The organism is Pseudarthrobacter sp. J47 (genome assembly GCF_049810315.1).
Taxonomy (GTDB): domain Bacteria; phylum Actinomycetota; class Actinomycetes; order Actinomycetales; family Micrococcaceae; genus Arthrobacter.
Genome location: NZ_CP187358.1, coordinates 3,551,925 through 3,574,202 on the forward strand (window position 1 = coordinate 3,551,925; position 22,278 = coordinate 3,574,202).

Here is a 22,278-nt window from a genome sequence, read left to right on the forward strand (position 1 = left end):
GGTACGTCCTAGGGTGTTTTGGCGGCGGGCGTCCGCGGGGCGCCGATGGAGGAGCCACGGAGTATCAGTTCGGGGTTCAGTTCGATCCGGTGAATGGGCCGGATACGGCCTTCCGCCAGCCGGGCTGCCATAAGCTGGACGGCGACCTTGCCCACATACTGTTTGGGCGGGCGGACGGCCGAGATCGCAGGTTCCGCCAGGTAGGCCACTTCGTCGTCGTAGCCCACTATGGCCATATCGCCGGGAATTTGCACGCCCTTGTCCACGCAATGCTGCACGAATGCGACGGCCTGGGTATCTGAGTGCACCAGCATGGCCGTGGTGCCTGTTTGGCGGCACAGGTTCAGGACGTGGTCAAAATGACGTGCCCTGTCTCCGTTGTCCGACTTGGCGGAGTCCTCATGGACTGAACCTTCCAAGGGTATTTTCAGTGCCGCCAGGGCCTGCCGCCAGCCCCGGACGACATGCGGGCTGGTGGGGCTGGTGGAATCTGACAGGCAGCCGATCTGGCGGTGTCCCTCCTGCCACAGGTGCCGGACGGCCATGCCGGCGCCGAACCCGTGATCGGTTGCCACCCATTCCAGGCGGTGGGCCGGAGTTTCCACTGGTGAACGACGTTCTGCCAGCACCACCGGGATGGGAAGTGCGTTGAGCCACCGGAGCAGCTCCTGGCCAAGCTCACCTGTCATGTCCGGGGCCACAATAAGGCCGTCAATGTTTTGTGTGTCCATCAGCGCCTGCACCTGACGGCGGTTGTCTGCGGCGTCATAGGCGGAACCGCGGACCAGGATGCGAAGATTCTGCTCGTCGGCTTCCGCCCTGGCGCCGCTGATGACCTGCGGCCAGTAGTAGTTCAAGGACGGCACCACCATGCCAATGGCATAGCCGTGCTGTGCGGGTTTGCCTGCTGCAACCGATCGGTCCAGCGGGCTGGGCAGGGTTGCGCCACCATGCACCCGGGACACGAGGCCGGCGTCGGCAAGGATGTTGACGTCGCGCCGGACGGTCAACTCGCTGACACCCAGTTTGCCGGCAATATCCCGCACCGTGATGGCGCCGTGGGCTCGGAGCTCCTCCATCAGCCGTTCACGCCGCTGCAGGGAAAACAACGTTTTTCCCGCTTCTGGTTTTTGTTCGGGACTCATGGTGTTGCCTCCACAGTGAGGGTGAATGTGCCGCGGTCACGGAGTTCGGCCGGCATCCGGAACCGCAGGCGCGTCAGGTGCTCACCCCACACCTCGTTCAGTAAGGGGTCCGCCAGCTGCCATTCATCAGTCAGTACGACGGCGGCAGCAGGCGTCCAGCGCAGGCGCAGGCCGCGGCCGCTGGAGTCCGGGATACCTTCCGGACTGACGGTGGCAGTGGCCTCTCCGTCAATGTCCACCGTCCCGGCCATCAGGTAGGTGATATCAGTATCCGGCCGGGAGTCCGCACAGTCAGTGCCCGGCTGCAGGGACCAGCGGTCATCAATCACCACGCATCCGGCTTCGCCGTGCAGTGCGGACGTGCGGATCCACGCATCCGGGGCATCAAGGCCGTAGGTGTACCCGAGTCCCAGGGACAGCACCGGCTCGGCCGGGGTGGGCTCCCGGAGCACCGTCGCAGCAAATTCCGCCCCGGTGCCCTGCTCCAGTCCATACGGCGCCGGGACGCAATGCCAGGAACTCTGCATGGCCCGGATGCCGTAGCGGTCCGGGCCGAACGTCCGGGCGGTGTAGGTGGGTTGTCCGGCGTCAACAAGCAGGGGGACGCCATCAACGGCCACCACTACGGAGCCGACGTCGCGGTGGTTGTGGTGCTCGCCGTTGTGACCACCCTTCGCGGCCAAGGTCAGTCCCTGAGCGGTTCCGGCCGTTTGCCTGGCCACCATGATCTGGACGGACGGGTGGTAGCTGAAGGCCCGCAACGGTGGTTCCGGCCGTACATCTGTGGCGCCGGGGGCCGGTGCCAGGAGAACATGCAGCACACGGCCCAGCCCCGCAGTGGCATCTGGCCTGCTGGAAGCGAACGCGCCGGCATGTTGGGCGGCCTCGGCGTCACCGAGCCGGAGCGCCCACCGCTGGAGCATGTCCCACGGAAGATTGCGTGCCGCCCGGGCAGGACCATCGGCAACGTTCAGGTACCACTGGTGCCCAAGATGCATCCGGTGCGGGAAAGCCGCCAGTTCGCGGAGCACGGGGAGGTCCACGTTCAGCTCTCCACCGGTGGCCTGCTCAAGCAGGGCCAGGCCTTCGAGGGCGCGGCCCGCGCCGTTCCACCAGTAGGCAAAGCCCTCGTCAATGGCCCCGTCCGGCGGGATGACGGCAAGGAAACGGTCGAGTCCCTCAATGCACCGGGCAATTGTTTGTGCCTGGAGTCCAGGGTCATCCACCAGCAGCAGGGCTGCTGCGATCAGGTTGGAATGGATCCAGGGGTTCCAGTTGTGGACATCGCCGTCCAGGCCCAGCCAATGCCAGTCATGCCGCTCCAGGAAGGGATGAATGACGCGGTTCAGGGTTTCGTGCCTCAGGCGTTTCCTCAGGCCCGGCGCCCGTTCGTCCAGCTGGCTGCCAAGGACGTGGTCCAGCCAGGCCAGCTGGGCGGCCACTTCACCCGCACCCAGGTCCAGGTATGGCCGGAGCGGATCAGGAACAACCTCTCCCCACAAGGCATAAACGTCCTCATGCGCTGCCCAGCTCCAGCTGCTTTGCTCGCACAGCAGGTAGGCGCCGTCAATGACGTCATCAAGCCATTCAGCGGTGGTTGCGGTAGATACCTGTGCCGACGTCGAAGCGGGGAGGGCGGCCAGCACCACCGAGCGCGTGAGGCGCTGCTGGCGTGCGGCCACCAGGTCCTCGTAGGCCGTGCGGTTGCCGTCCCGGAAGTACCGTGCGTAGTGGGATACGAGCGGCTGCGGCCACGGGTTGGATCTGCTGCTGTCCGCTTCCCGGGCAAGGTGCGCAAGGACTTCCGGCGCCATACTCTGCCACCGGGGATCCGAGGCGGGCCGGACAAGGAGACGCCGTTTCGCCTCACCCAGCACGCTAACCAATCCGGCACCGTGGGACTTGCCGCCCCACGCTGCCCGCAGGGGGAAGGGCCCAGGCGCAGGAGCCGGAGCTGCATCTGGGCTGAACGGTAGGACCATCAGGCTTCTTCTCTTCGTTTTGTTCGATTCTGAACGTTTTAGATCAACTATGTATGACTTGGATGATCTGTCTTGTTCATGAGTATGTCGTGATTGTTAGATGTGATGCAACACATAAAGTCGGCCAGCGGGCCGGCCCCGTTTCCGAAGGGAGGATCCTCTTAATGTCGCTCAAGCCACAGGCCCTGCTGGTCATGAATAGCGGAACCTTTGCTGACCAGTTCGATACCACCCGCATGGAACGGCTTGCCCGTCTGGTGGACCTGGGCGACCTTCCATGGACGGACTCCCTGGACGCTCCCGAGCTGGCCGGGCGCCTCGCCAAAGTGGAAATCCTGCTCACCAGCTGGGGCGTTCCCCGCCTCAATGGTGACCGCCTGGGCCGCATGCCCAACCTGCGCGCCGTTTTCCACTGCGCCGGTACAGTGCGCAGCTTTGTCAGCCAAGAGCTGTGGGAGCGTGGGATCCTGGTAACCAACGGAGCCGATGCAAACGCCATTCCGGTAGCGGAGTTCACGTTCGCGTCCATAGTGCTTGCGGGTAAGAAAGCCCACGTGCTGGCCAACGATTCACGGATATTCCGGGAGGACTGGAGCTACGCAACCGGCCGCGGGGAACTGGGCAACATTGGACGGGTCATCGGCGTCATCGGGTTCTCCCGGATCGGCCGGCGGGTAGTCCAGCTGGTCCAGCAGTTGCAGGACGTCACATGCCTTGTGAGTGATCCCCACGCGGATCCCGCAGCTGTCTCTGCCGCGGGAGGAAAGCTGGTCTCCCTTCCGGAACTGCTGGCAGCCTCCGACATTGTGAGCGTTCATGCACCCGCGCTACCCGAAACCCGGCACATGATTGGCGCAGCAGAGCTCCAGGCCATGAAGGATCACGCCACGTTGATCAACACGGCAAGGGGTTCGTTGGTGGACACGGGAGCGCTCGAAAAAGAATGTGCAACGGGACGGATCCACGCCATCCTCGATGTCACCGAACCCGAGCCGCTTCCGGCGGAGTCGGTACTGTACGACCTGCCCAACGTGATCATGACGCCCCATATTGCCGGGTCCCTCGGCACCGAGACACGGCGGATGTCCGACGCCGCGCTGGATGACCTGGAGCGTTACCTCACCGGGCAACAACTCCTGGCCCAGGTGGTCTCCGACGATCTGGGCCTCAGCGCCTGACATTCCAATTGCCGTTCTGCGGCAGACTTAACCCCCTAGTAAGGAGCTCGCAATGAAGCGCACTACACTCGCAGCCATCGCACTGGCAGTCACCGCAGGCTTCGGCCTCTCCGGCTGCGCCGGCGCCGCCGGACCCGCCGAACAACCACAGGGCGAAGGCGGCAAGACCCGCCTGACGGTGTCCGTCTGGAACTACGAAGGCACCCCGGAATTCAAGGCGTTGTTCGACGGTTATGAGGCCGCCAACCCGGACATCGACATCGAGCCGGTGGATATCCTGGCCGACGATTACCCGCAGAAGGTCACCACCATGCTGGCCGGCGGGGACACCACCGATGTGCTCACCATGAAGAACGTCATCGACTACTCCCGGTACGCCAACAATGGCCAGCTCCAGGAGATCAACGACGTGGTGGACGGCGTTGGCAAGGACAACCTGGCCGGCCTGGACGCCTTCGACATGGATGGCAAGTACTACGCTGCTCCCTACCGGCAGGACTTCTGGCTCCTCTACTACAACAAGGACATGTTCAGCGCCGCCGGCATCGAAGAGCCGAAGGACCTGACCTGGGAGAAGTACTCCGAAATCGCCAAGAACCTCACCACGGAAGCTGAGGGCAAGAAGGTCTACGGCACCTATCACCACATCTGGCGTTCCGTGGTCCAGGCCCTGGCAGCTGCACAGAGCGGTTCGGACCTGAACAGCGGCGATTACGGCTTCTTCGAAGACCAGTACAACACTGCCCTGGACCTCCAGAAGGCCGGCGCCACCCTGGACTTCGGCACTGCCAAGAGCCAGAAGACCAGCTACCGCACCATGTTTGAAACCGGACAGGCTGCCATGCTGCCCATGGGCACCTGGTACACGGCCGGCATCCTGCAGGCCAAGAAGGACGGCAAGACCACCGTCAACTGGGGCCTGGCCCCGATGCCGCAGAAGAACGACGACGGCAAGGTCACCACGTTCGGTTCGCCCACCGCCTTTGCCGTGAACAAGAACGCCACGCACTCGGACGAGGCCAAGAAGTTCATCGAATGGGCCGCCGGTGAAGAAGGCGCCAAGGCCATCTCCAAAATCGGCGTTGTCCCGGCCCTGCAGAACGACGACATCACGGACGAGTACTTCAAGCTGGACGGCATGCCCACCGACGAGCTGTCCAAGAAAGCCTTCACCCCGGATGAGGTTGCCCTGGAAATGCCGGTGAGCGACAAGTCCGCCGCCACGGACAAGGTCCTCAACCAGGAGCACGACCTCATCATGGTCGGCGAGCGCTCTGTCACCGATGGCATCGCGGAGATGGGCAAGCGCGTCAAGAGCGAAGTCCTGGGACAGTAACAGCATCATGTCGACAAAAACACTTCCTCCTGTTGCCCCGGCCATCAGCCGGGGCAACAGGAAGCAGGCAAGGCGCAACACCCTCATCGGCTGGACGTTCATCCTGCCGAACTTCCTTGGCTTCCTGGCTTTCACCCTCATTCCGGTTGTGGCCGCTTTTGCCCTCTCTTTTATGGAGTGGACCTCGTTCACTGCTCCCAAGTGGATTGGCCTGGCCAACTTTGAGCGGATGTTCGCGAGCGACTCTTTCTGGATCGCCCTTCGCAACACCGTTGTCTACGCCTTGGGACACGTCCCGCTGACCATGGCCCTTGCGCTGGTCCTGGCCATGCTGCTGAACCGCAAACTCAAGGGCATTGGCTTCTTCCGGGTGGCCATCTTCTTCCCCTACATCACCTCCCTGGTGGCAGTCGCCGTCGTCTGGAACATGCTTTTCAGCCCGGACAACGGCCCCATCAACCAGTTCCTCCAGACCATCGGCATCGCCAATCCGCCCGGCTGGACATCCAGCTCCGACTGGGCCATGCCCGCCGTGATCATCACCAGCGTCTGGCGGGACATGGGCTACTACATGGTCCTGTACCTGGCCGGCCTGCAGGCAATCCCCACCGAACTCTACGAGGCTGCGGAAGTGGACGGCGCCAGTGCCTGGCAGCGCTTCTGGAACGTCACCATCCCGTCCCTGCGGCCCACCACGTTCTTCGTAGTGGTCATGCTGACGGTGTCCAGCTTCAAGGTCTTCGACCTGATAGTGGTCATGACAAACGGTGGCCCGGGACGCTCCACCACTGTGCTGTCACAGCTCATCTACCAGGAGGGCATCGGTGAGGGTAAGTTCGGCTATTCCTCTGCAATTTCGCTGGTGCTCTTCCTCATTGTGCTGACCGTTACCGTCCTGCAGTTCAAGATCCAACAGCGGAGGGAACGCTGATGACCAACATGGCTGAAGACCTCAAAGCTGAGGCACCTTTCGCCGGAGCCGGACTGGCGCCTTCTCCGGAAGACCGCCGTCGTTCGCAGCGCCGCAACTCAACCCGTGAGCGGAAAGCGCGCACTACCGACTACGTCATCTACGGTGCCCTGGTGGTTCTGGTGGCCTGCCTTATGGTGCCCTTCATCTGGATGGTGTCCTCCTCGCTGAAGGAGAACAACCAGGTTCTCACCGTGCCCATCCAATGGATCCCGAGCGAGTTTGTGTGGAGCAACTACACGGACATCTGGACCCGCATCCCCATGATGGGCTACCTGCAGAACTCGTTGTACCTGGCGGTGATCATCACGTGCCTGCAGGTGCTCACGGGTTCGCTGGCCGCGTACGGGTTCTCCAAGGTCCGTTTCCCGGGCCGCGACGTCCTGTTCCTGGCGTACATCGGCACCATCGCCGTGCCGTGGCAGGCCTACATGGTGCCGCAGTACATCATGATGCAGAACATGGGGCTGACCAACAGCTTCAACGCCTTGATCCTGCTGCAGGCGTTCGGCGCGTTCGGGGTGTTCCTGATGCGCCAGTACTACATGACCATCCCGGACGAGCTCTGCGAGGCCGCCCGCATTGACGGACTCAGCGAGTACGGCATCTGGGCACGGGTAATCCTGCCGCTGTCCAAACCGGCGCTGGCCAGCCTGGCCCTCCTGACGTTCGTCAACACGTGGAACGACTACATGGGTCCGTTCATCTACCTCACGTCCAACCGGCTGTGGACAGTTCAGCTTGGCTTGCGCTCCTTCGTCGGCCAGTTCGATGCCGAGTACGCCATGATCATGACCGGTTCGGTGATCTCAGTGATCCCCATCCTGATCATCTTCCTGGTGGGCCAGCGGTACTTCATCCAGGGCATCGCCACGAGTGGCATGAAAGGATGACCACCGTGGCACAGCATCCAACGCGCCCCCAGCGGCGGGGCCTGGCCGGCCGGATCCCCAGCCCGGGATTCGAAACCTTCGGCAGCATTTTCGGCTTTATCTACACCTTCCTCGCCGGAAACGTCCTGCTGGCCCTGGCCAATGCTCCCCTGGTGCTGTGCCTCGCCCTGGTGGCGGATCCCCTGGCGGCATGGCCGTTCTTCCTGGCACTCTCGGTAACCGTGCCGCCGTCGCTCGCCGGCCTGTTCGCCTCCTTCCAGGCCCTTCACGACGACGGCGGTGCGGTGAAGCCGGTTGCCGCCTTCCTCCGGGGTTACCGCCTCGGCTTCGGGCGGGCGGCCCTGCTGGGAGTTGCCTCCGTCGCCGTGCTGCTGTTCCTCGGGGTGGACCTGGCCATTGTGCAGGCAATGCCGGCCTCGGCCGTGCTGGTCCCGGTCATTGTGGTGGCCGCCGCCGTCACCGCCAGCGTGGCTGTAATGGCGATTGCCGGCGTCGTCCTCCTTCCCCAAACGGGACTGAAAGCCCTCCTGAAGGCCTCCCTCTACCTGTCGGTAAAACGCTGGTACCTCAGTCTGGCCACGCTGGTGCTGTTGGGAATCATTGCCTCCGCTGCGCTGCTGCAGCCTGTCCTTGGAGTGGCCCTGGCGCCGGCACCGCTGCTGTTCGTGATCTGGAGCAACTCCGCCTACGCCTTCCACGCTGCCCTGAAGACCCCGTAAGCCTCCAGCCCTAACGCAAGGAAATAATGGACACCTTTGCCATTGGCGCCAAGGACTTTCTGCTCAACGGCGACCCCTTCCGAATCCTCTCCGGCGCCGTCCATTACTTCCGCGTGCATCCTGACCAGTGGCAGGACCGGATCCATAAAGCCCGGCTGATGGGCCTGAACACCATTGAGACGTACGTCCCTTGGAATGAGCACTCCCCCACGCCGGGGTCCTTCGTCACCGAGGGCGGCCTGGACCTTGGCCGGTTCCTGGACCTGGTGCATGCGGAGGGGATGCGGGCAATCGTCAGGCCGGGGCCGTACATCTGCGCCGAATGGGACAACGGCGGACTGCCCGCCTGGCTCTTCACGGATCCGTCCACCGGAATCCGCAGCAGCGAGCCGGGATACCTGGCCGCCGTGGACGGGTTTATGGACGCATTGCTGCCGATCGTCGTCGAACGCCAAATCACCCGGGGAGGCCCGGTGATCCTGCTGCAGATCGAAAACGAATACGGCGCCTACGGCAGCGACAAGGCATACCTCCAGCATCTGGTGGACGGCGCCAAACGCTCCGGCGTGGACGTCCCGCTGATCACCTGCGACCAGCCCTTCGGGACCATGATCGAGGATGGGTCCCTGCCCGGGCTGCACAAGACGGCCACCTTTGGCTCGCGCGCACCCGAACGGCTCGGTTTCCTCCGCGAACGGCAGCCCACCGGCCCGCTCATGTGCGCCGAGTTCTGGAACGGCTGGTTTGATAACTGGGGCTCGCACCACCACACCACCGATGCGGCAGCATCAGCAGCGGACCTCGATGCGCTGCTGGCCGCCGGTGCCTCCGTGAACCTCTACATGTTCCATGGAGGCACCAACTTCGGTTTCACCAACGGCGCCAATGACAAGGGCATCTACCAGCCCACCATCACCTCTTACGATTACGACGCCCCACTTGCCGAGGACGGGCATCCCACGGACAAATACTTCGCTTTCCGGGATGTCATTGCCCGCCATTTCCCGGTCCCGGGGGAGGTCCCGGATCCGCGCCCCACTGCCCCGGACCTTCTCGTTTCGATGTCCAGCGGCGTTTCGCTGCTGGAGGCTGCGGCCCTTCCTTCACCGGCAGTGCCCGGTTCCGTGCCGGTATGCGAGGTCACCGGCACCTATCGCGGTTTCTTCCTTTACGAACGGCATATGCCCGACGGCGGCCTCCTCACCTTCGGTGAAATCCGTGACCGGGCCCAGTTCTACCTGGACGGTTCCCCGCTGGGCAGCCTGAGTCGCGACCTAGGCGAGCGCTCATTGGTTCTTCCCCGCGGCGGCCTGCTGCAGATCCTCGTGGAAGACCAGGGGCGGGTGAATTACGGCCCGCGCATCGGTGAAGCAAAGGGATTGATGGGCCCGGCGCTGCTTGACGGCGTGGAGGTGTTGGACTGGGCGGTCTGCCCAGTTGACCTTTCGACGTTGGAGCGTTTCCGGGCTACTGCCATGGATCTGACCGGCACTGGCGGAATTGCCGGACCGGTAATGGCTTTCGCGTCCTTCACCGCGGAAGGGCCAGGAGACAGGTACCTCCGGCTGGATTGCTGGACCAAGGGTAATGCCTTTGTGAACGGCTTCAACCTGGGCCGGTACTGGAGCCGCGGGCCGCAGCGTACTTTGTATGTGCCCGGGCCGCTGATCCGGCAAGGCATCAATGAGCTGGCCATTCTGGAACTTCAGGGCAGCGCGACCCGTCAGGTCAGGTTCGTCCCCGGGCCGGATCTGGGGCCCAGCGAAGCGTAATCCCGTGGAGCCGCGAAGACGGCTGAGGCCACAATCCGGGGGTGCCCAACTGATCAGGCAGCTGCCGCCGTGCCTCCACAAGCTCGACCACCGGGGGATTCCGTCACTGCACCGTCGCCGTAAGCCGCGCCACGTTGTCCACGTACCGTGCACCCAGGGGCCGCTTGGCCCAGTCCTCGAGCAGCAGCTCATGGGAGATGTCGCGGTAGGTGTTCTCCACGGCCCGCATGGTGCCAACGATGTCCCCGCCCAGCATCATCACGGAGACTTCCATGTTCAGCGAGAAGGAGCGCATGTCCATGTTGCTGGAGCCGAGCACCGCGACCTCGTCGTCGATGGTGAAGTGCTTGGCGTGCAGCACAAACGGTGCCTTGTAGAGGTAGATCCGCACCCCGGCTTCCAGCAGCGCCTTGTAGTAGGAGCGCTGGGCGTGGTGGACCAGGAACTGGTCGCCCTGTTCGGAAACGAAGAGTTCCACGTCCACCCCGCGCTGCGCCGCCGTCGTAATCGCGTACAGCAGGGAATCGTCCGGGACGAAGTACGGGCTGCAGATGGAAATGCGGTGCTGCGCCGAATAGATGAGCGTGTTGAACAGCCGGAGATTGTTCTCCGTGCTGAACCCCGGGCCGCTGGGCACCACCTGCGCGGTGACGTCACCGGCGTGCGCATCGGCCTCGATCCGCAGCTGGTGCTCCAGCGATTCGTCGGTCTCGCTGAGCCAGTCGGTGGCGAACACAACGTTCAGGGTGGTGACGATGGGGCCTTCCATGCGGGCCATCAACTCCACCCATTCGCGGCCCACCTTGCGGTGCTTGGGGTTGTTGTAGGACGGCTCGATCAGGTTCTGCGATCCGGTGAACGCCACCAGCCCGTCCACCACCATGATCTTGCGGTGGTTGCGGAGATCGGGCCGGCGCCACTGGCCGTGCGTGGGCAGCAGCGGCAGCATCCGCTTCCACTGGATCTTTCCGGAGCGCAGCCGGGCCAGCAGTTTCCGGTAGCCGCGGACGCGGAGCGTACCGATGTGATCGAAAAGGACCCGCACCTCAACACCGCGCTCGGCTGCCTCTTCCAGGGCGGTCAGCAGATCGTCGGTCACGTGGTCCGAGCTCATGATGTAGAACTCGGCGTTGACGAAATGCTCGGCTTTGCGCACCGCCTCGGTCATGGCCTGGATCGAGTTCGGGTAGCCGGGAATCAGCTCCACCTTGTTGCCATCCACCATGGGCAGCGAACCCAGCCGCTGGTTCAGTTCCGCTGCGGACTTCACCCATTCGGGGCCTTCGTAGGTACTTTCGACGGCGGCAAGGGACGCCGTGCCTGCCCGCACCCGCTCATTCACCAGCTCCTGCTGTTCGCGGCGCCGGCTGGAAAGTTTGAAGTTGCCAAAGAGCAGGAACAGGATGATGCCCAGGAACGGGATGAAGAAAATGCCCAGCAGCCAGGCCATGGCAGTGGTGGGGCGGCGGTTGCCGGGGATGACGCCCACGGCGACCACCCTGATCACCAGGTCCAGCAGTGTCAGGAGCAGCACCAGCCAGCCCGGCAACACTCCCTCCAGAGAAAAAGGCCAAAACACAGGCAACTCCCGGGATATAGGACCGTCTGGACCTGTTCCGGACGGCAATGTCCACAGCTTATCCGGGCGCCGGGCCGATAAGCTGGACAAATGACTTCCCCCGCCCCGCTGGTGCTCGTTTTCCTGGATCCCGCCCACCCCGCCGGCCGCCTGGCCGACGCCACGCAGCCTCAGCTGATGGCCACGGACCAGGGCGCCACCCGCGGCGACGGCGTCTTCGAATCAATGCTGGCTGTGGGCGGCCAGGTCCGGAAAATGCAGGCGCACCTGGACCGCCTGCAGGGCTCCGCCCGGGCGCTGGACCTGGTGATTCCCGGCCAGCTGGTGTGGCGCGCCGCCGTGGACACCGCCGTGGCGGCGTACCGTTCGCAGTTCCCCGCGGCCACGCCGGAGGACGACGAGATCGTGGTCAAACTCATCGCCAGCCGCGGCCCGGAAGGCTCCGACACCCCCACAGCCTGGGTACAGGCTTCCCCTCCCCCGGCGGCCGGCCGCCTTCAGCGCGAGACGGGCATCGACGTCGTCCTTCTTGACCGCGGGTACGACAGCACCGTGGCCGAGCGCGCGCCGTGGCTGCTGCTGGGCGCCAAAACCCTCTCCTACGCCGTGAACATGGCGGCGCTGCGGCACGCGCACAAGGTGGGTGCCGATGACGTCATCTTCACGTCCTCGGACGGCCGGGTGCTGGAAGGTCCTACCTCAACGGTGCTGTTGGCGCACTACGAAACCACTGACGACGGCGACGGCGGCACCCGCGTGACCCGCCGGTTGATCACGCCGCAGCTGGACAGCGGCATCCTGCCGGGAACGTCCCAGGGTGCGCTGTTCACCGCCGCAAAGGCGGCCGGCTGGGAGCTGGGCTACGGCCCCCTGGAGCCGGAGGACCTGTTCTCCGCCGACGCCGTCTGGCTGATCTCCAGCATCCGGCTGCTGGCGCCCGTGAACCACATTGACGGCCGCGAAATCGGCACGCCGGAACTCCGCAAGCAGCTCACGGCGGAACTCAGCGAACTGTTTGCGGGGATCGGTGGTTGAGCCTGTCGAAACCGAGCCCGCTCCGGTGGTTGAGCCTGTCGAAACCGAGCCTGTCGAAACCCCGGTGCGCAGGCTCACCGACGAACACCTGGACGCCGTGCTGATCGGCGGCCGGGAGCAGCGGGCCATCGAGGTGGTGGACTACCGGGACGAGTGGCCCGGTACGTTTGGCGAGTGGGCCGCGACGGTGCGTGCCGCCGTCGGACCTCTTGCGTTGGCCGTGGAGCACATTGGTTCAACGTCCGTCCCCGGCCTTGCCGCCAAGCCGATCATCGACATGCTGCTGGTGGTCCCGGACGTTGCTGCCGAGTCCGATTACCTGCCCGCCTTGGAAGCTGCCGGGTTGGTGCTGCGTGTCCGCGAGCCCAACCACCGGATGGTCCGCACGCCCGAACGGGACGTCCACCTGCACATTTATTCGGCCGGCGCTCCGGAGATCACGGACTACCTGGACCTGCGCGACTGGCTGCGGGCCAGCGCCGAAGACCGGGAGCTGTACGCGTCGATCAAGAAGGAGCTGGCCGCACGTGAGTGGCCGGACATGAACTACTACGCCGAGGCCAAGGACGACGTGGTGGCCACGGTGCTGGCCCACGCCCGGCAATGGCGCGCGGCGGGCTCCCCCGCGTAAGGACTGATTCCACTAGGGTGGCCATGTCCGCATAGGAAGGGGCGCCATGTCTGAAACTGTCCATCTGTCCACGGAGCTGACGGCGGATATCACCATGCGGCCGTTCAGTCTGGACGACGCCGGGGCTCTGGCTGAAGCGTACCGGCGCAACCGTGAGCATCTTGCGCCGTGGGAACCGGTGCGGCCGGATGAATTTTTCACCGCACGGCGCCAGGAGGCGTTGATCGCAGGGAAGCTGCAGCGGCTGGTGGACGGCAGTGAGGTGCCGTGGGGGCTGTTCGACGGCGGCACCGTAGTGGGTGCCGTAACTCTCACCGGGATTATCCGGGGACCGTTCCTCAGCGGGGACCTGGGGTACTGGATCGATAAGGACCACACTGGCCAGGGATTGTGCACGGCGGCGGTGGCCTTTGTTGGCGGCGCGGCACGGGCCATGGGCCTGCACCGCATCCAGGCCTCCACGCTGCTGCACAACGCGGCGTCCCGGAAAGTCCTGGCGCGCCTTGGGTTTACGGAAATCGGGGTGGCCCCGGAGTACCTCCAAATCGCCGGAAAGTGGCAGGACCACATGCTCCACCAGCTGATCCTGGGAGACCGGAAGGGGAACCTTCCGGCGGACCGGTCACGGAACCAGTCACAGGACCAGCCGGGCGGGAGTGACTAGGACGCCAGCCTGAGCCTTGGCGCGCGCTGCCGGCGGAGCACCATGCGCCTGCATTTGGCGGGTGTTTCGTAACCGCTGGCCAGGAACGCGCGGGTCATGGTGACCACCGAGGAGAACCCTGCCGAGGAGGCGATCCGCTCCAAGGGCCAGGCTGCCTGGCCCGGGCGCTCCAGCAGGCCACGCGCGTTGGCCACGCGCTGCATGCGGATGGCCGCGGCCACTGAGTGGTCGTTGGCCTGGAATTCACGGTGCAGTGTGCGCAGCGAGACGCCCACGATGGTGGCCAGGAGCTTGGGGTCCAGCTGCTGGTCCTTCGCCTGGGACCGGATGACGGCCAGTGACTTGTCCAGCAGGGTTGGTTCCTCACCGTCAAGGGTGGTGAAGCCTCCCAGTTCAAGGAAAATCGCAGTCAGCATTTCCACGGTGAGCCGTTCCACGGCGTAGGAAGCAACCGCGCTCGCCTCCGTCGAGGAGGAAACAGAGGCTTCCAGGAATGCCTTGGCCGGTTCGATCAAGGACGCAGCCCGGGCCACCGCACCGCACGGCTGTGCCGGACCGGGCATGCCCACGAACACGTCCCGGAACGGAAGCCGGATTAACATGCCGGAGAAGTCGGCATCCCAGGAGATCACGCTGCTGGCGTCACCGTTATTGGTGCTGGCGTAGAACGGCCGGCCGGCTGGCACCACAACGTCAGCGCCGCCGTCGAACTCCAGGACGGTGCGCCCCTGGTAAGCCCAGCCCACCACAAGGTCCCCATGCCGGACCACCACCCGGGGCGTGCCCGGGCCTGACGGTTCAGCTTCCAGAAGCTGGACGTCCCCCGCCTTGATCCCCTTGACCTGCAATGCGGCGGCAAGGCCTTCGTGGCCGGGTTCCCCAATGGACCCGTCCTGGCGCACAATGCCTTCGATCTTCTCCATGAAACAACCTCTGATTCCTCAAGATGCTTGCTTCTGTGTAGTGCGGGCTGCCCGTGATTCGTGACGCGGGTCATGGCACTTTATGGAGAATTCTTTAAATCGGGTTTTAGAGGGGGACGGTCACGGTGTACGGCTCAACGCCGTCTGCCGTGAAATTGGCCGTCAGGCTTGGTGCCGTTGCCCCGTTGGTCACCTGCAAGCCGAGCCGGAAAGTGAACTGGCCACTGACGGGCTGGTCGGAGTGGCAGAGCATGGCCCCGCCCGAGTTGCCGCCCATGGTGCAGGTCCAGCCGTACGGCGCCATCATGCCGCTGGGGTTCAGTCCGTTGACCTCTTCCACGCTGAACAGGATGCTTGCACCGCTTAGCGTCAGCCCGTCCGCAACCGTGTAGCCAAGGGTGACTGCCCGGTAGTCGCCCACCATGTTCACCGAAGGTTCAGCCACAACCGGCGACGGCGCCATGGTGGGTGTGGGAGTCGGGGTTGGCGTGGGGGTGACCGTAGGAGTGGGTGTGGGCGTTGGCGTGACAGTCGGCGTCGGGGTAGGTGTAGGCGTGGGTGAGGGGCTCGGCGTCGGCGTGGGTGTTGCAGTACGCGGGGGAACTGCCGCGATGCGGGACGGCGTGGGGGACGGAATGAACTCCGGCTTCGACAGGATGACGGTGGGGAGATCTTCCGGTGATGGCAGCGGAGCCGGCGCTGCGGCGGGCTGGGACACCGGCGCCGCAGAAGGGGACGAAATTTCCACAACGGGACCGGCCACCGGAGGTTCGGTGCCGCCGTTCATCATGGCCACTGCCGCGATCCCGCCGGCCACCACCACTGCCGAGGTCGCGGCGATGGAAACGGTTGCCACCTGCGGGCCTCCGGCGCCGCCCGGCTTGCCCAGGAACCAGAAGAGGTGGCCGAACAGCCCACCGGAAGCTGCGGGCAGCGCCCAGGTGGCGCCGTTGGCAAAGAACGACGCCGACAGTCCGGTGACCAGCGGGATCAGCACCACGCGCATGGAGGAATGGAGCTCCGTGAGCTCCAGCAGGAGCGCCTGGCACTTGAGGCAGTCGTCCAGATGGTCCTGGACCTTGGCCTTGTCCCGGGCCGAAAGATTGTCAACGGCGTACCCGGCCAGCATCTCCGAGTAGGGCCTGCACTCTTCATCCTGGCTGTGGTCGATGTGGTTCTGCAGATAGTTTTTCCGCAGCGCGTTCCGGGCACGCAGGGCCAGGGCGGACACCGCGTTCGCGGACAGTCCCAGCAGCGGGGCAACGGCCGCGGGCTTTTGGCGCTCCACATCGAGGTACCAGAGGACTGTCTGCCAGCGTTCGGGCAGCGCGCCGAAGGCCTGGCTGACCGCGTTGGCCTCAAAGGCCTGCAGGGCGACATCCGGATCCACCACGGCTCGGTCAATGTCAGCATCAGAATCCGTGGGCCGGACCCGTGATGCTGCCCGGTTGGTGTGGTGCGCCATGCGGGTCACGGTGGTGAGGAGGTAGGCGCGGAAGAACTCGTCCGGTCCCTTGCCTGCCTGCAGGGACGCCAGCACCGCGGCGAACGCATCAGCCACGGTGTCCTCGGCGTCGCTCATGATGTCCGCGTGGCCCAGGGCCACGTTCAGCGCTACCTGGTGGTGCCTCGCGTAAAGCTGCTCGAAAGCTGCCGAATCACCGTCCCTGACCTGCTGGATCAGCTGGGCGTCACTCAAATTCGATGGTCGAAAGGGCTTACCCGCGCCGCTTTCACTCATTTTCACGCCTCACTGCCGGACTTCCCCCAATAACAAAATTCCATGTGTTCCTTACTAAGGGTGGCCCACGCTCCTGCTTCGTGACGCCGTTTTGGGGAACTTTTTATAAAGTGGGATCTCCGGCCAACAACGGCGTCACGAAGTGAGACCTTGCACCACAAATCCCATATGAAACACTTGCGCCTATTGCAGCGGCCTAAACGCCGCGCGGACGCTGCCCGTGAGGCAGCGCTCTCAGGCCAGGCGCACCTTCTGGCGTCCTGGGCTGAGCTCAGCCTCAAAGCGGGATGGCGGGACGCCGGGGACTGGAACATCCCGGAAGTCCACCTCGCCCTGGCCGCCGGAACTCCAACGGGCCTGACCCTGGAGGACGCCGCCCGCGACCTGGGCGCAGCACGATTTTACCAAGGTGTGGGAGTCGCCGAGGTCATGGCCGACTGGAACAGCTTCCTGCAGGTCAGCGGACAGGGCATAAAACTGGCTTCCCTCCAGGCCGTTGTGGAGGGCTGGGTGGACGCCTCTGAACGCGCCGAATCCCTGACCTGCATCGATCCCTCCACCGGCCTGCGCACGGCCTCGCACGTTGAGGAACTCCTGCGCGCCATCTACTCCGTCCCCAGCACGCCGGAGCTGTATTCGACGGCGGTACTGGACTTCCCGAAGGGGATCTCCGCCACCTGGACCGAACCCGGCTGGCCCACCGCCGCACGCATCGCGCACGAGCTGAACGGGCTGGTCTCCGCGGGCAGCGCGGCCGCCTGCTTTGTGGCACCGCAGATGCTGATCCTGTTCCAGACCCGGCCGGATACAGCACTGCTACTGCGGCACTTCTATGGGCGCTGCCTGGACATGCTCGACGGCGCACCCGTGGACTTTGCCATGGCGCCCCTGCCGTTGAAGCCTGTGAGCGTGGCCCAGATCCTCTGCAACTAAGGCTGGTCAGCCGGGCCGTGCTAGCTTCGCCCCGAAACCAGGACTCGTTCCGGCATGTTCTCGCGGGCTGGGCGAACATGTTTAACCTCCAGCCTCTTGCTCGTCCAGCCGCGGAGTGGCCGCTCCACCAAACGGAAGGAGGCGTAGGACAGCAGCACGGTCAGGGCGGCAGTCAACGCGACGCGAAGCGGCAGCTGCGGGATCAAAGGCATCAGCAGGAGATATGCAGGGATGTGCCAAAGGTACATCCCGTAGGACAGGTCACGACCGGGTCCTGCAAGCCACGGGTGGCTGAGGAAACGTGACATAAAACCGGCGGGCTGCAGGACAAGCGAGCCAATCAGCGTCGCAGACAGCAGGGAAAGCACGGTGGGGCCGACTGCCCAGAAGGCCGTGAACCAGGGGCTTTCCGCATGCGGTTCCTTCAGCAGGAACAGGGCTGCCGTCAGGGTGAGGGCGGCGCCCGGCGCAGCCCACCGACCAGCGGACTGAAGGGCACCGTGGAGCGTGGAGCCCGGACGGATACTGATAAACAACAAGGCCAAGGCGCACCCGATCAGCAGCTCATCGGCCCTGGTGTCCGGGCCGTTGTACAGGCGGTTCAGTGGCGCGCCCGCCATAACCAACACGAACCGTTCCACCAGGAAGGCCAGGGCCAGGCCGGCAGTAGCCCAGGCCACAGTCCGGACACGCCAGAATCGCAGCATCACCAGCAGGAGCAGCGGCCACACCAAATAAAACTGCTCCTCCACCGCGAGGGTCCAGGTGGGGCCAAGGGTCTCTCCGGTGATCGACTCGCCGAACACGTCGAAACGCGCAAAGTTCATCACGTACGCGGCCGCGGGCAGGACAAAGCCCGCTTGCCCTGCCCATCCGGAGGCCGGAAAGATAAATCCGACGGCGAGGATCACCGCACACACTGCCAGGAGTGCGGGCCATAGCCGAGCAAGGCGTTTGCCATAAAAAACGCCCAGCCGGAGCCGGCCGGTTGCCAGCCGCTCCTTCATGATCAGCAAGGTGATGACAAAGCCGCTGAGCGTGAAGAAAACATCCACGCCGATGAATCCACCGGGCAGGAGTTCCGTTGCGACATGAAAGAAGAAGACGCCGATGACAGCCACGGTGCGCAGCCCGTCGAGAGCATGCTTCCGCCCGGAAACCAGCCCTGAATCCGGGACTGAAGGACGCTTCTGGTCTGAAATTATTCCGCTGCTTGAGCTAATTACCACCCATCGACCGTATATAACGTTTCGATAACCAACCTGAATAGAGTCTGGACGCAAGCTGGGAACGTCGGTGGACTGTCTCTCCGATTACGCAACATGACGATCCCCGGGCGGCGGCATCCGCGGTGAAGTGTTACGTTTTTCGTGAGTAATGAGTACCGGCGCAAAGCCCTGACTGGCCGGTCGGCAACCCTCCCTTCCGCGGCGGGGTGCCTCAGGTGAATACTCGGCATATCGACCATTTCGAGTTGCAAGCGCGAGAGAAGGAGATCCGTCGTGTCTGACGCACCCGCCACCAGCCAAGCCCAAGATCAGACTGCTGCCCAGGAGTCCCAGGAAAAGCTGGCCTACCGGCTCATCACGGGCCCGGATGACCGCACGTTCTGCGAGCGCATTTCCGCCGCCCTGGCAGACGGCTATGTGTTGCACGGCAGCCCGGCCGCCACGTTCAACGGCACATCGGTGATTGTGGCCCAGGCCGTGATCCTGCCGTCGGCCATCGCCACTGCGGATGCCGCCGTCGCCATTGCCGTGGACCAGCTGGACACCCAAGACTTCAGCGAAGAGGACATCGCCGGCGGTGGCCACGCATGAGCTACGCAGGCGACCTCACCCCGCAGGAAGCGTGGGCAAAACTCGAGGCCGGTGCCGTCCTGGTGGACGTCCGTACCGAGGGCGAATGGGCCCACATCGGCATTCCGGACACCAAGTCCACGGAAAACGATCCGCTGTTTATCCAGTGGACCCTGGCCGGCGGAATTCCCAACCCAGATTTCATCGACCAGCTGCAGCAGCTCGCCCCGGAGGATGCCGGCGTCGAACTTGTCTTCATTTGCCGCTCCGGCGCCCGTTCCATCGCGGCAGCCATTGCCGCAACGCAGGTGGGGTTCACGTCCTACAACGTGCTGGAAGGCTTCGAAGGCGAGCCTGACCGTTACGGCGAGCGCACGGTAAACGGCTGGAAGAACCGCGGCCTGCCCACGAACCTCGGAACGGCGTAAATGGCATTCAATCAGGACGCGGCCGGCTGGAGCCCTGACACGCAGGCTGTGCGCGGCGGGCTGGACCGCACCGGGTTCCAGGAAACCACCGAACCGGTGTTCCTCAACTCGGGGTTTGTGTATGAATCCGCGGCGGCTGCGGAGCGGGCCTTCACCGGCGAGGACGAACGCTTCGTCTACTCCCGCTACGGCAACCCCACGGTGGCCACGTTCCAGGAGCGGCTCCGGCTGCTTGAGGGCACCGAGGCATGCTTTGCGACGGCGTCAGGCATGTCCGCGGTGTTCACCGCCCTGGGTGCGCTGCTGGCTGCCGGTGACCGCGTGGTTGCCGCGCGCTCCCTGTTCGGCTCCTGCTTTGTGATCCTGAACGAGATCCTGCCGCGCTGGGGCGTGGAGACGGTGTTTGTAGACGGACCGGACCTGGACCAGTGGCGCGAGGCACTGTCCACGCCCGCGACGGCCGTGTTCTTCGAGTCCCCCTCCAACCCGATGCAGGAGATCGTGGACATTGCCGCGGTCAGCGAACTGGCGCACGCGGCCGGCGCCACCGTCGTCGTCGACAATGTTTTTGCCACTCCCCTGCTGCAGCGCTGCGGCGAGCTGGGCGCGGACGTGATTGTCTATTCCGGCACCAAGCACATTGACGGCCAGGGCCGCGTGATGGGCGGCGCCATCCTGGGCACGAAGGAATTCATTGACGGTCCGGTCAAGCAGCTGATGCGGCACACCGGCCCGTCGCTGTCCTCGTTCAACGCGTGGGTGCTGACCAAGGGCCTGGAAACCATGGCCCTGCGCGTCAACCACTCCTCCTCCACAGCTCTGCGCCTGGCCGAATGGCTGGAGCAGCAGCCGGCGGTCAGCTGGGTCAAGTACCCGCTGCTGGCGTCCCATCCGCAGCATGAACTGGCCAAACGGCAGATGAAAGCCGGCGGCACCGTGCTGACGCTGGAACTTTCGACGGCGGGCGGCCGCTCCGGCAAGGACGCCGCCTTTGCGCTGCTGGATGCCTTGAAGATCATCGACATCTCCAACAACCTGGGCGACTCCAAGTCCCTGATCACCCATCCCGCCACCACCACGCACCGTGCCATGGGCCCGGAAGGCCGCGCGGCGATCGGGCTCAGCGACGGCGTGGTGCGGCTGTCCGTGGGACTGGAGGATCCGGAAGACCTCCTGGCTGACCTGGAACAGGCGCTCAAGCAGATCTAGATCGGCATGCGCGAGTAGCTGCCGGGATTGGGCGGATCGGCGGCGCGCCTGACGTGAAGGAGCTCCGGAGCGGCGTCCTCTTCGACTTCAACACTGTCCGCTTCCAGCATGGTCAGTTTCACCGCCTGGCGGACCACGGCACCCAGCCCGGCGTCGTCCACGTCATCACGTTCCAGCGCCTTGTCCCGGGCGGCGCGCTGCTCACTGGACCCGGTCCCGCGCTTCATAATGTCCGCGATCCCCCGCCGCGCCAGGTCCAGTTCGTCCTGTTCCCGGAGGACAGGCTCGAGGTACTCCACCAGGGCATCAACGACGTCGGCTGCCGGCGCCGGGCGGAAGCTGCCGAAATCCAGCAGGTCACCTTTGAGGCCCACGTTGCTGGCCTGCCAGGCGGCCATTTTCAGCAGGACGGTGGGGACGGGAAGCGGATCCACTCCGTTGCGCCATTCCCTCGCGGCCGTTTCCACCAGCGCGCGGACCAGCACGGCAATCAGCGCGGCGTCAGTGGAACGCAGGCAGACATCCGCCACCCGGACCTCAACGGTGGGATGGTTGCGGGAGAGCCTGGCCTCGAAGTAGATCATGCCCTCGTCCATCACCACCCCCGTCTCCATCAGCCGGGTGACCAGGCGCCGGTACGCCGTCAGGCTGCCGTGAATGGCAGAAGGCCCGGAGGACGGCCAGCGGTTCCAGGCCTGCGTGCGGTAGCTTTCAAAGCCGGTTTCAGTCCCGTTCCAGAACGGGGAATTGGCGCTCAGGGCGGTCAGCACGGCCAGTTTGTCCCGGATCCGGTCCAGCACCGCAACTCCCTCTTCCGGGGATTCCACGTACGTGTGGACGTGGAAACCGCAGGTCAACTGCTCCTGGGCGGTGAGCCCGAACCGCTCCAGCATGCGCGCATACCGGGGATCCGGCGTCGTATGGCTGGTGGAGGCCAGGGGTGAGGTTGCCAGCGCGGCCACCCTGGCACCGTGCTGCTGTGCCGCCTCATCCGCCATGGCGCGGCCGGCACGGATCTGGAGCAGGAGCTCGTCGTAGCTCAGGCAGGGCCGGGTCTGGGTCTCGATCTGCTCCAGCTTGAGCTCGGCACTGAGGCCAAGTTCGTCGTCGTGATCCTCCACCTCACGGTCCACGGGGTCCACGTGCGTGCCAGGGGAAGGGCCGTCATCAGGCGCCATGGTCCGCCGGGACAGCATCGCGTCGGCCAGGGCCAACGGCTCCCCGGTCTGCGGGTCCACGATCAGGAGCTCTTCCTCCACACCGAAAGTACGCATGCTTACATTGTGCTACCCAGCGTCAATATTTGCCTCAGTTCCGGCGTCATCCGGTGCCCTGGCAGCC

General features: G+C 64.7%; 20 protein-coding genes and 1 riboswitch. Of the genes, 13 read left to right on the plus strand and 7 right to left on the minus strand.

What is annotated here, in order from left to right:
• Positions 1-8 precede the first annotated feature (8 nt).
• Positions 9-1,145, minus strand: coding sequence for a LacI family DNA-binding transcriptional regulator (locus ACPJW8_RS16370; protein WP_330189265.1), 1,137 nt, complete (start codon positions 1,143-1,145; stop codon positions 9-11).
• Positions 1,142-2,959, minus strand: a complete 1,818-nt coding sequence (locus ACPJW8_RS16375; protein WP_330189264.1) for a heparinase — start codon at positions 2,957-2,959, stop codon at positions 1,142-1,144. Before ACPJW8_RS16375 ends, ACPJW8_RS16370 begins: the two co-directional genes overlap by 4 nt.
• 332 nt (positions 2,960-3,291) lie before the next feature.
• Between ACPJW8_RS16375 and ACPJW8_RS16380 the strand changes: the two genes are divergently transcribed.
• From ACPJW8_RS16380 to ACPJW8_RS16405, 6 genes are read left to right on the plus strand one after another with little or no spacing between them, the layout of a single operon-like run.
• A complete protein-coding gene (locus tag ACPJW8_RS16380) occupies positions 3,292-4,305 on the plus strand; it encodes a hydroxyacid dehydrogenase (RefSeq protein ID WP_330189263.1) in 1,014 nt (337 codons plus the stop codon).
• Between the two features lie 52 nt (positions 4,306-4,357).
• Complete coding sequence (locus tag ACPJW8_RS16385) at positions 4,358-5,641, plus strand: sugar ABC transporter substrate-binding protein (RefSeq protein ID WP_330189262.1); 1,284 nt, start codon at positions 4,358-4,360, stop codon at positions 5,639-5,641.
• A 7-nt stretch (positions 5,642-5,648) separates the two neighbouring features.
• Complete coding sequence (locus ACPJW8_RS16390; RefSeq protein WP_330189261.1) at positions 5,649-6,572, plus strand: sugar ABC transporter permease; 924 nt, start codon at positions 5,649-5,651, stop codon at positions 6,570-6,572.
• A complete protein-coding gene (locus ACPJW8_RS16395) occupies positions 6,572-7,504 on the plus strand; it encodes a carbohydrate ABC transporter permease (RefSeq protein WP_330189260.1) in 933 nt (310 codons plus the stop codon). Before ACPJW8_RS16390 ends, ACPJW8_RS16395 begins: the two co-directional genes overlap by 1 nt.
• Positions 7,501-8,223 carry a hypothetical protein gene (locus tag ACPJW8_RS16400; RefSeq protein ID WP_330189259.1) on the plus strand — a complete coding sequence of 241 codons (723 nt, stop codon included), beginning with the start codon at positions 7,501-7,503 and terminating at the stop codon, positions 8,221-8,223. The genes ACPJW8_RS16395 and ACPJW8_RS16400 overlap by 4 nt, the downstream gene beginning before the upstream one ends.
• 26 nt (positions 8,224-8,249) lie before the next feature.
• The gene (locus tag ACPJW8_RS16405; protein WP_330189258.1) at positions 8,250-9,995 is read left to right on the plus strand and encodes a beta-galactosidase family protein; all 1,746 of its coding nucleotides are present in this window, start codon (positions 8,250-8,252) and stop codon (positions 9,993-9,995) included.
• Between the two features lie 103 nt (positions 9,996-10,098).
• On the opposite strand, the gene cls is transcribed toward ACPJW8_RS16405, so the two are convergent.
• Positions 10,099-11,574, minus strand: coding sequence for a cardiolipin synthase (cls, locus tag ACPJW8_RS16410; RefSeq protein ID WP_330192615.1), 1,476 nt, complete (start codon positions 11,572-11,574; stop codon positions 10,099-10,101).
• A gap of 90 nt (positions 11,575-11,664) precedes the next feature.
• Here cls and ACPJW8_RS16415 point away from each other — a divergent pair, with 90 nt between their 5' ends.
• From ACPJW8_RS16415 to ACPJW8_RS16425, 3 genes are read left to right on the plus strand one after another with little or no spacing between them, the layout of a single operon-like run.
• Positions 11,665-12,609, plus strand: coding sequence for an aminodeoxychorismate lyase (locus tag ACPJW8_RS16415; protein ID WP_330189256.1), 945 nt, complete (start codon positions 11,665-11,667; stop codon positions 12,607-12,609).
• A complete protein-coding gene (locus ACPJW8_RS16420; RefSeq protein ID WP_330189255.1) occupies positions 12,602-13,240 on the plus strand; it encodes a GrpB family protein in 639 nt (212 codons plus the stop codon). The genes ACPJW8_RS16415 and ACPJW8_RS16420 overlap by 8 nt, the downstream gene beginning before the upstream one ends.
• A gap of 46 nt (positions 13,241-13,286) precedes the next feature.
• Positions 13,287-13,904 carry a GNAT family protein gene (locus ACPJW8_RS16425; protein WP_330189254.1) on the plus strand — a complete coding sequence of 206 codons (618 nt, stop codon included), beginning with the start codon at positions 13,287-13,289 and terminating at the stop codon, positions 13,902-13,904.
• Here ACPJW8_RS16425 and ACPJW8_RS16430 read toward each other — a convergent pair.
• Together ACPJW8_RS16430 and ACPJW8_RS16435 are read right to left on the minus strand one after the other, a co-directional pair.
• Positions 13,901-14,827 (minus strand): helix-turn-helix domain-containing protein, encoded by a 927-nt coding sequence (locus tag ACPJW8_RS16430; RefSeq protein ID WP_330189253.1) that lies wholly within the window; start codon positions 14,825-14,827, stop codon positions 13,901-13,903. The two genes, ACPJW8_RS16425 and ACPJW8_RS16430, sit on opposite strands and share 4 nt — an antisense overlap.
• Positions 14,828-14,933: 106 nt before the next feature.
• The gene (locus ACPJW8_RS16435; RefSeq protein WP_330189252.1) at positions 14,934-16,526 is read right to left on the minus strand and encodes an RNA polymerase sigma factor; all 1,593 of its coding nucleotides are present in this window, start codon (positions 16,524-16,526) and stop codon (positions 14,934-14,936) included.
• Positions 16,527-16,736: 210 nt separating this feature from the next.
• Here ACPJW8_RS16435 and ACPJW8_RS16440 point away from each other — a divergent pair, with 210 nt between their 5' ends.
• Positions 16,737-17,501: a hypothetical protein gene (locus ACPJW8_RS16440; RefSeq protein WP_330189251.1), complete on the plus strand. Its 765-nt coding sequence runs from the start codon at positions 16,737-16,739 to the stop codon at positions 17,499-17,501.
• A 20-nt stretch (positions 17,502-17,521) separates the two neighbouring features.
• On the opposite strand, the gene ACPJW8_RS16445 is transcribed toward ACPJW8_RS16440, so the two are convergent.
• A complete protein-coding gene (locus ACPJW8_RS16445) occupies positions 17,522-18,730 on the minus strand; it encodes an acyltransferase (protein ID WP_330189250.1) in 1,209 nt (402 codons plus the stop codon).
• Between the two features lie 144 nt (positions 18,731-18,874).
• Positions 18,875-18,990, plus strand: a riboswitch (SAM riboswitch).
• Positions 18,991-19,003: 13 nt separating this feature from the next.
• Between ACPJW8_RS16445 and ACPJW8_RS16450 the strand changes: the two genes are divergently transcribed.
• Genes ACPJW8_RS16450 through ACPJW8_RS16460 form a run of 3 tightly spaced genes read left to right on the plus strand, consistent with a single transcriptional unit; the run spans position 19,004 to position 20,937 of the window.
• On the plus strand, positions 19,004-19,321 hold the full coding sequence (locus tag ACPJW8_RS16450) for a DUF1737 domain-containing protein (RefSeq protein ID WP_330189249.1): 318 nt from the start codon (positions 19,004-19,006) through the stop codon (positions 19,319-19,321).
• Entirely contained in the window at positions 19,318-19,728 is a 411-nt protein-coding gene (locus ACPJW8_RS16455) for a rhodanese-like domain-containing protein (protein ID WP_330189248.1), read from the plus strand. Before ACPJW8_RS16450 ends, ACPJW8_RS16455 begins: the two co-directional genes overlap by 4 nt.
• Positions 19,729-20,937, plus strand: a complete 1,209-nt coding sequence (locus ACPJW8_RS16460; RefSeq protein ID WP_330189247.1) for an O-succinylhomoserine sulfhydrylase — start codon at positions 19,729-19,731, stop codon at positions 20,935-20,937. It abuts the gene before it with no gap.
• Here ACPJW8_RS16460 and ACPJW8_RS16465 read toward each other — a convergent pair.
• Positions 20,934-22,211 (minus strand): glutamate--cysteine ligase, encoded by a 1,278-nt coding sequence (locus tag ACPJW8_RS16465; RefSeq protein ID WP_330189246.1) that lies wholly within the window; start codon positions 22,209-22,211, stop codon positions 20,934-20,936. The two genes, ACPJW8_RS16460 and ACPJW8_RS16465, sit on opposite strands and share 4 nt — an antisense overlap.
• Between the last annotated feature and the right edge of the window lie 67 nt (positions 22,212-22,278).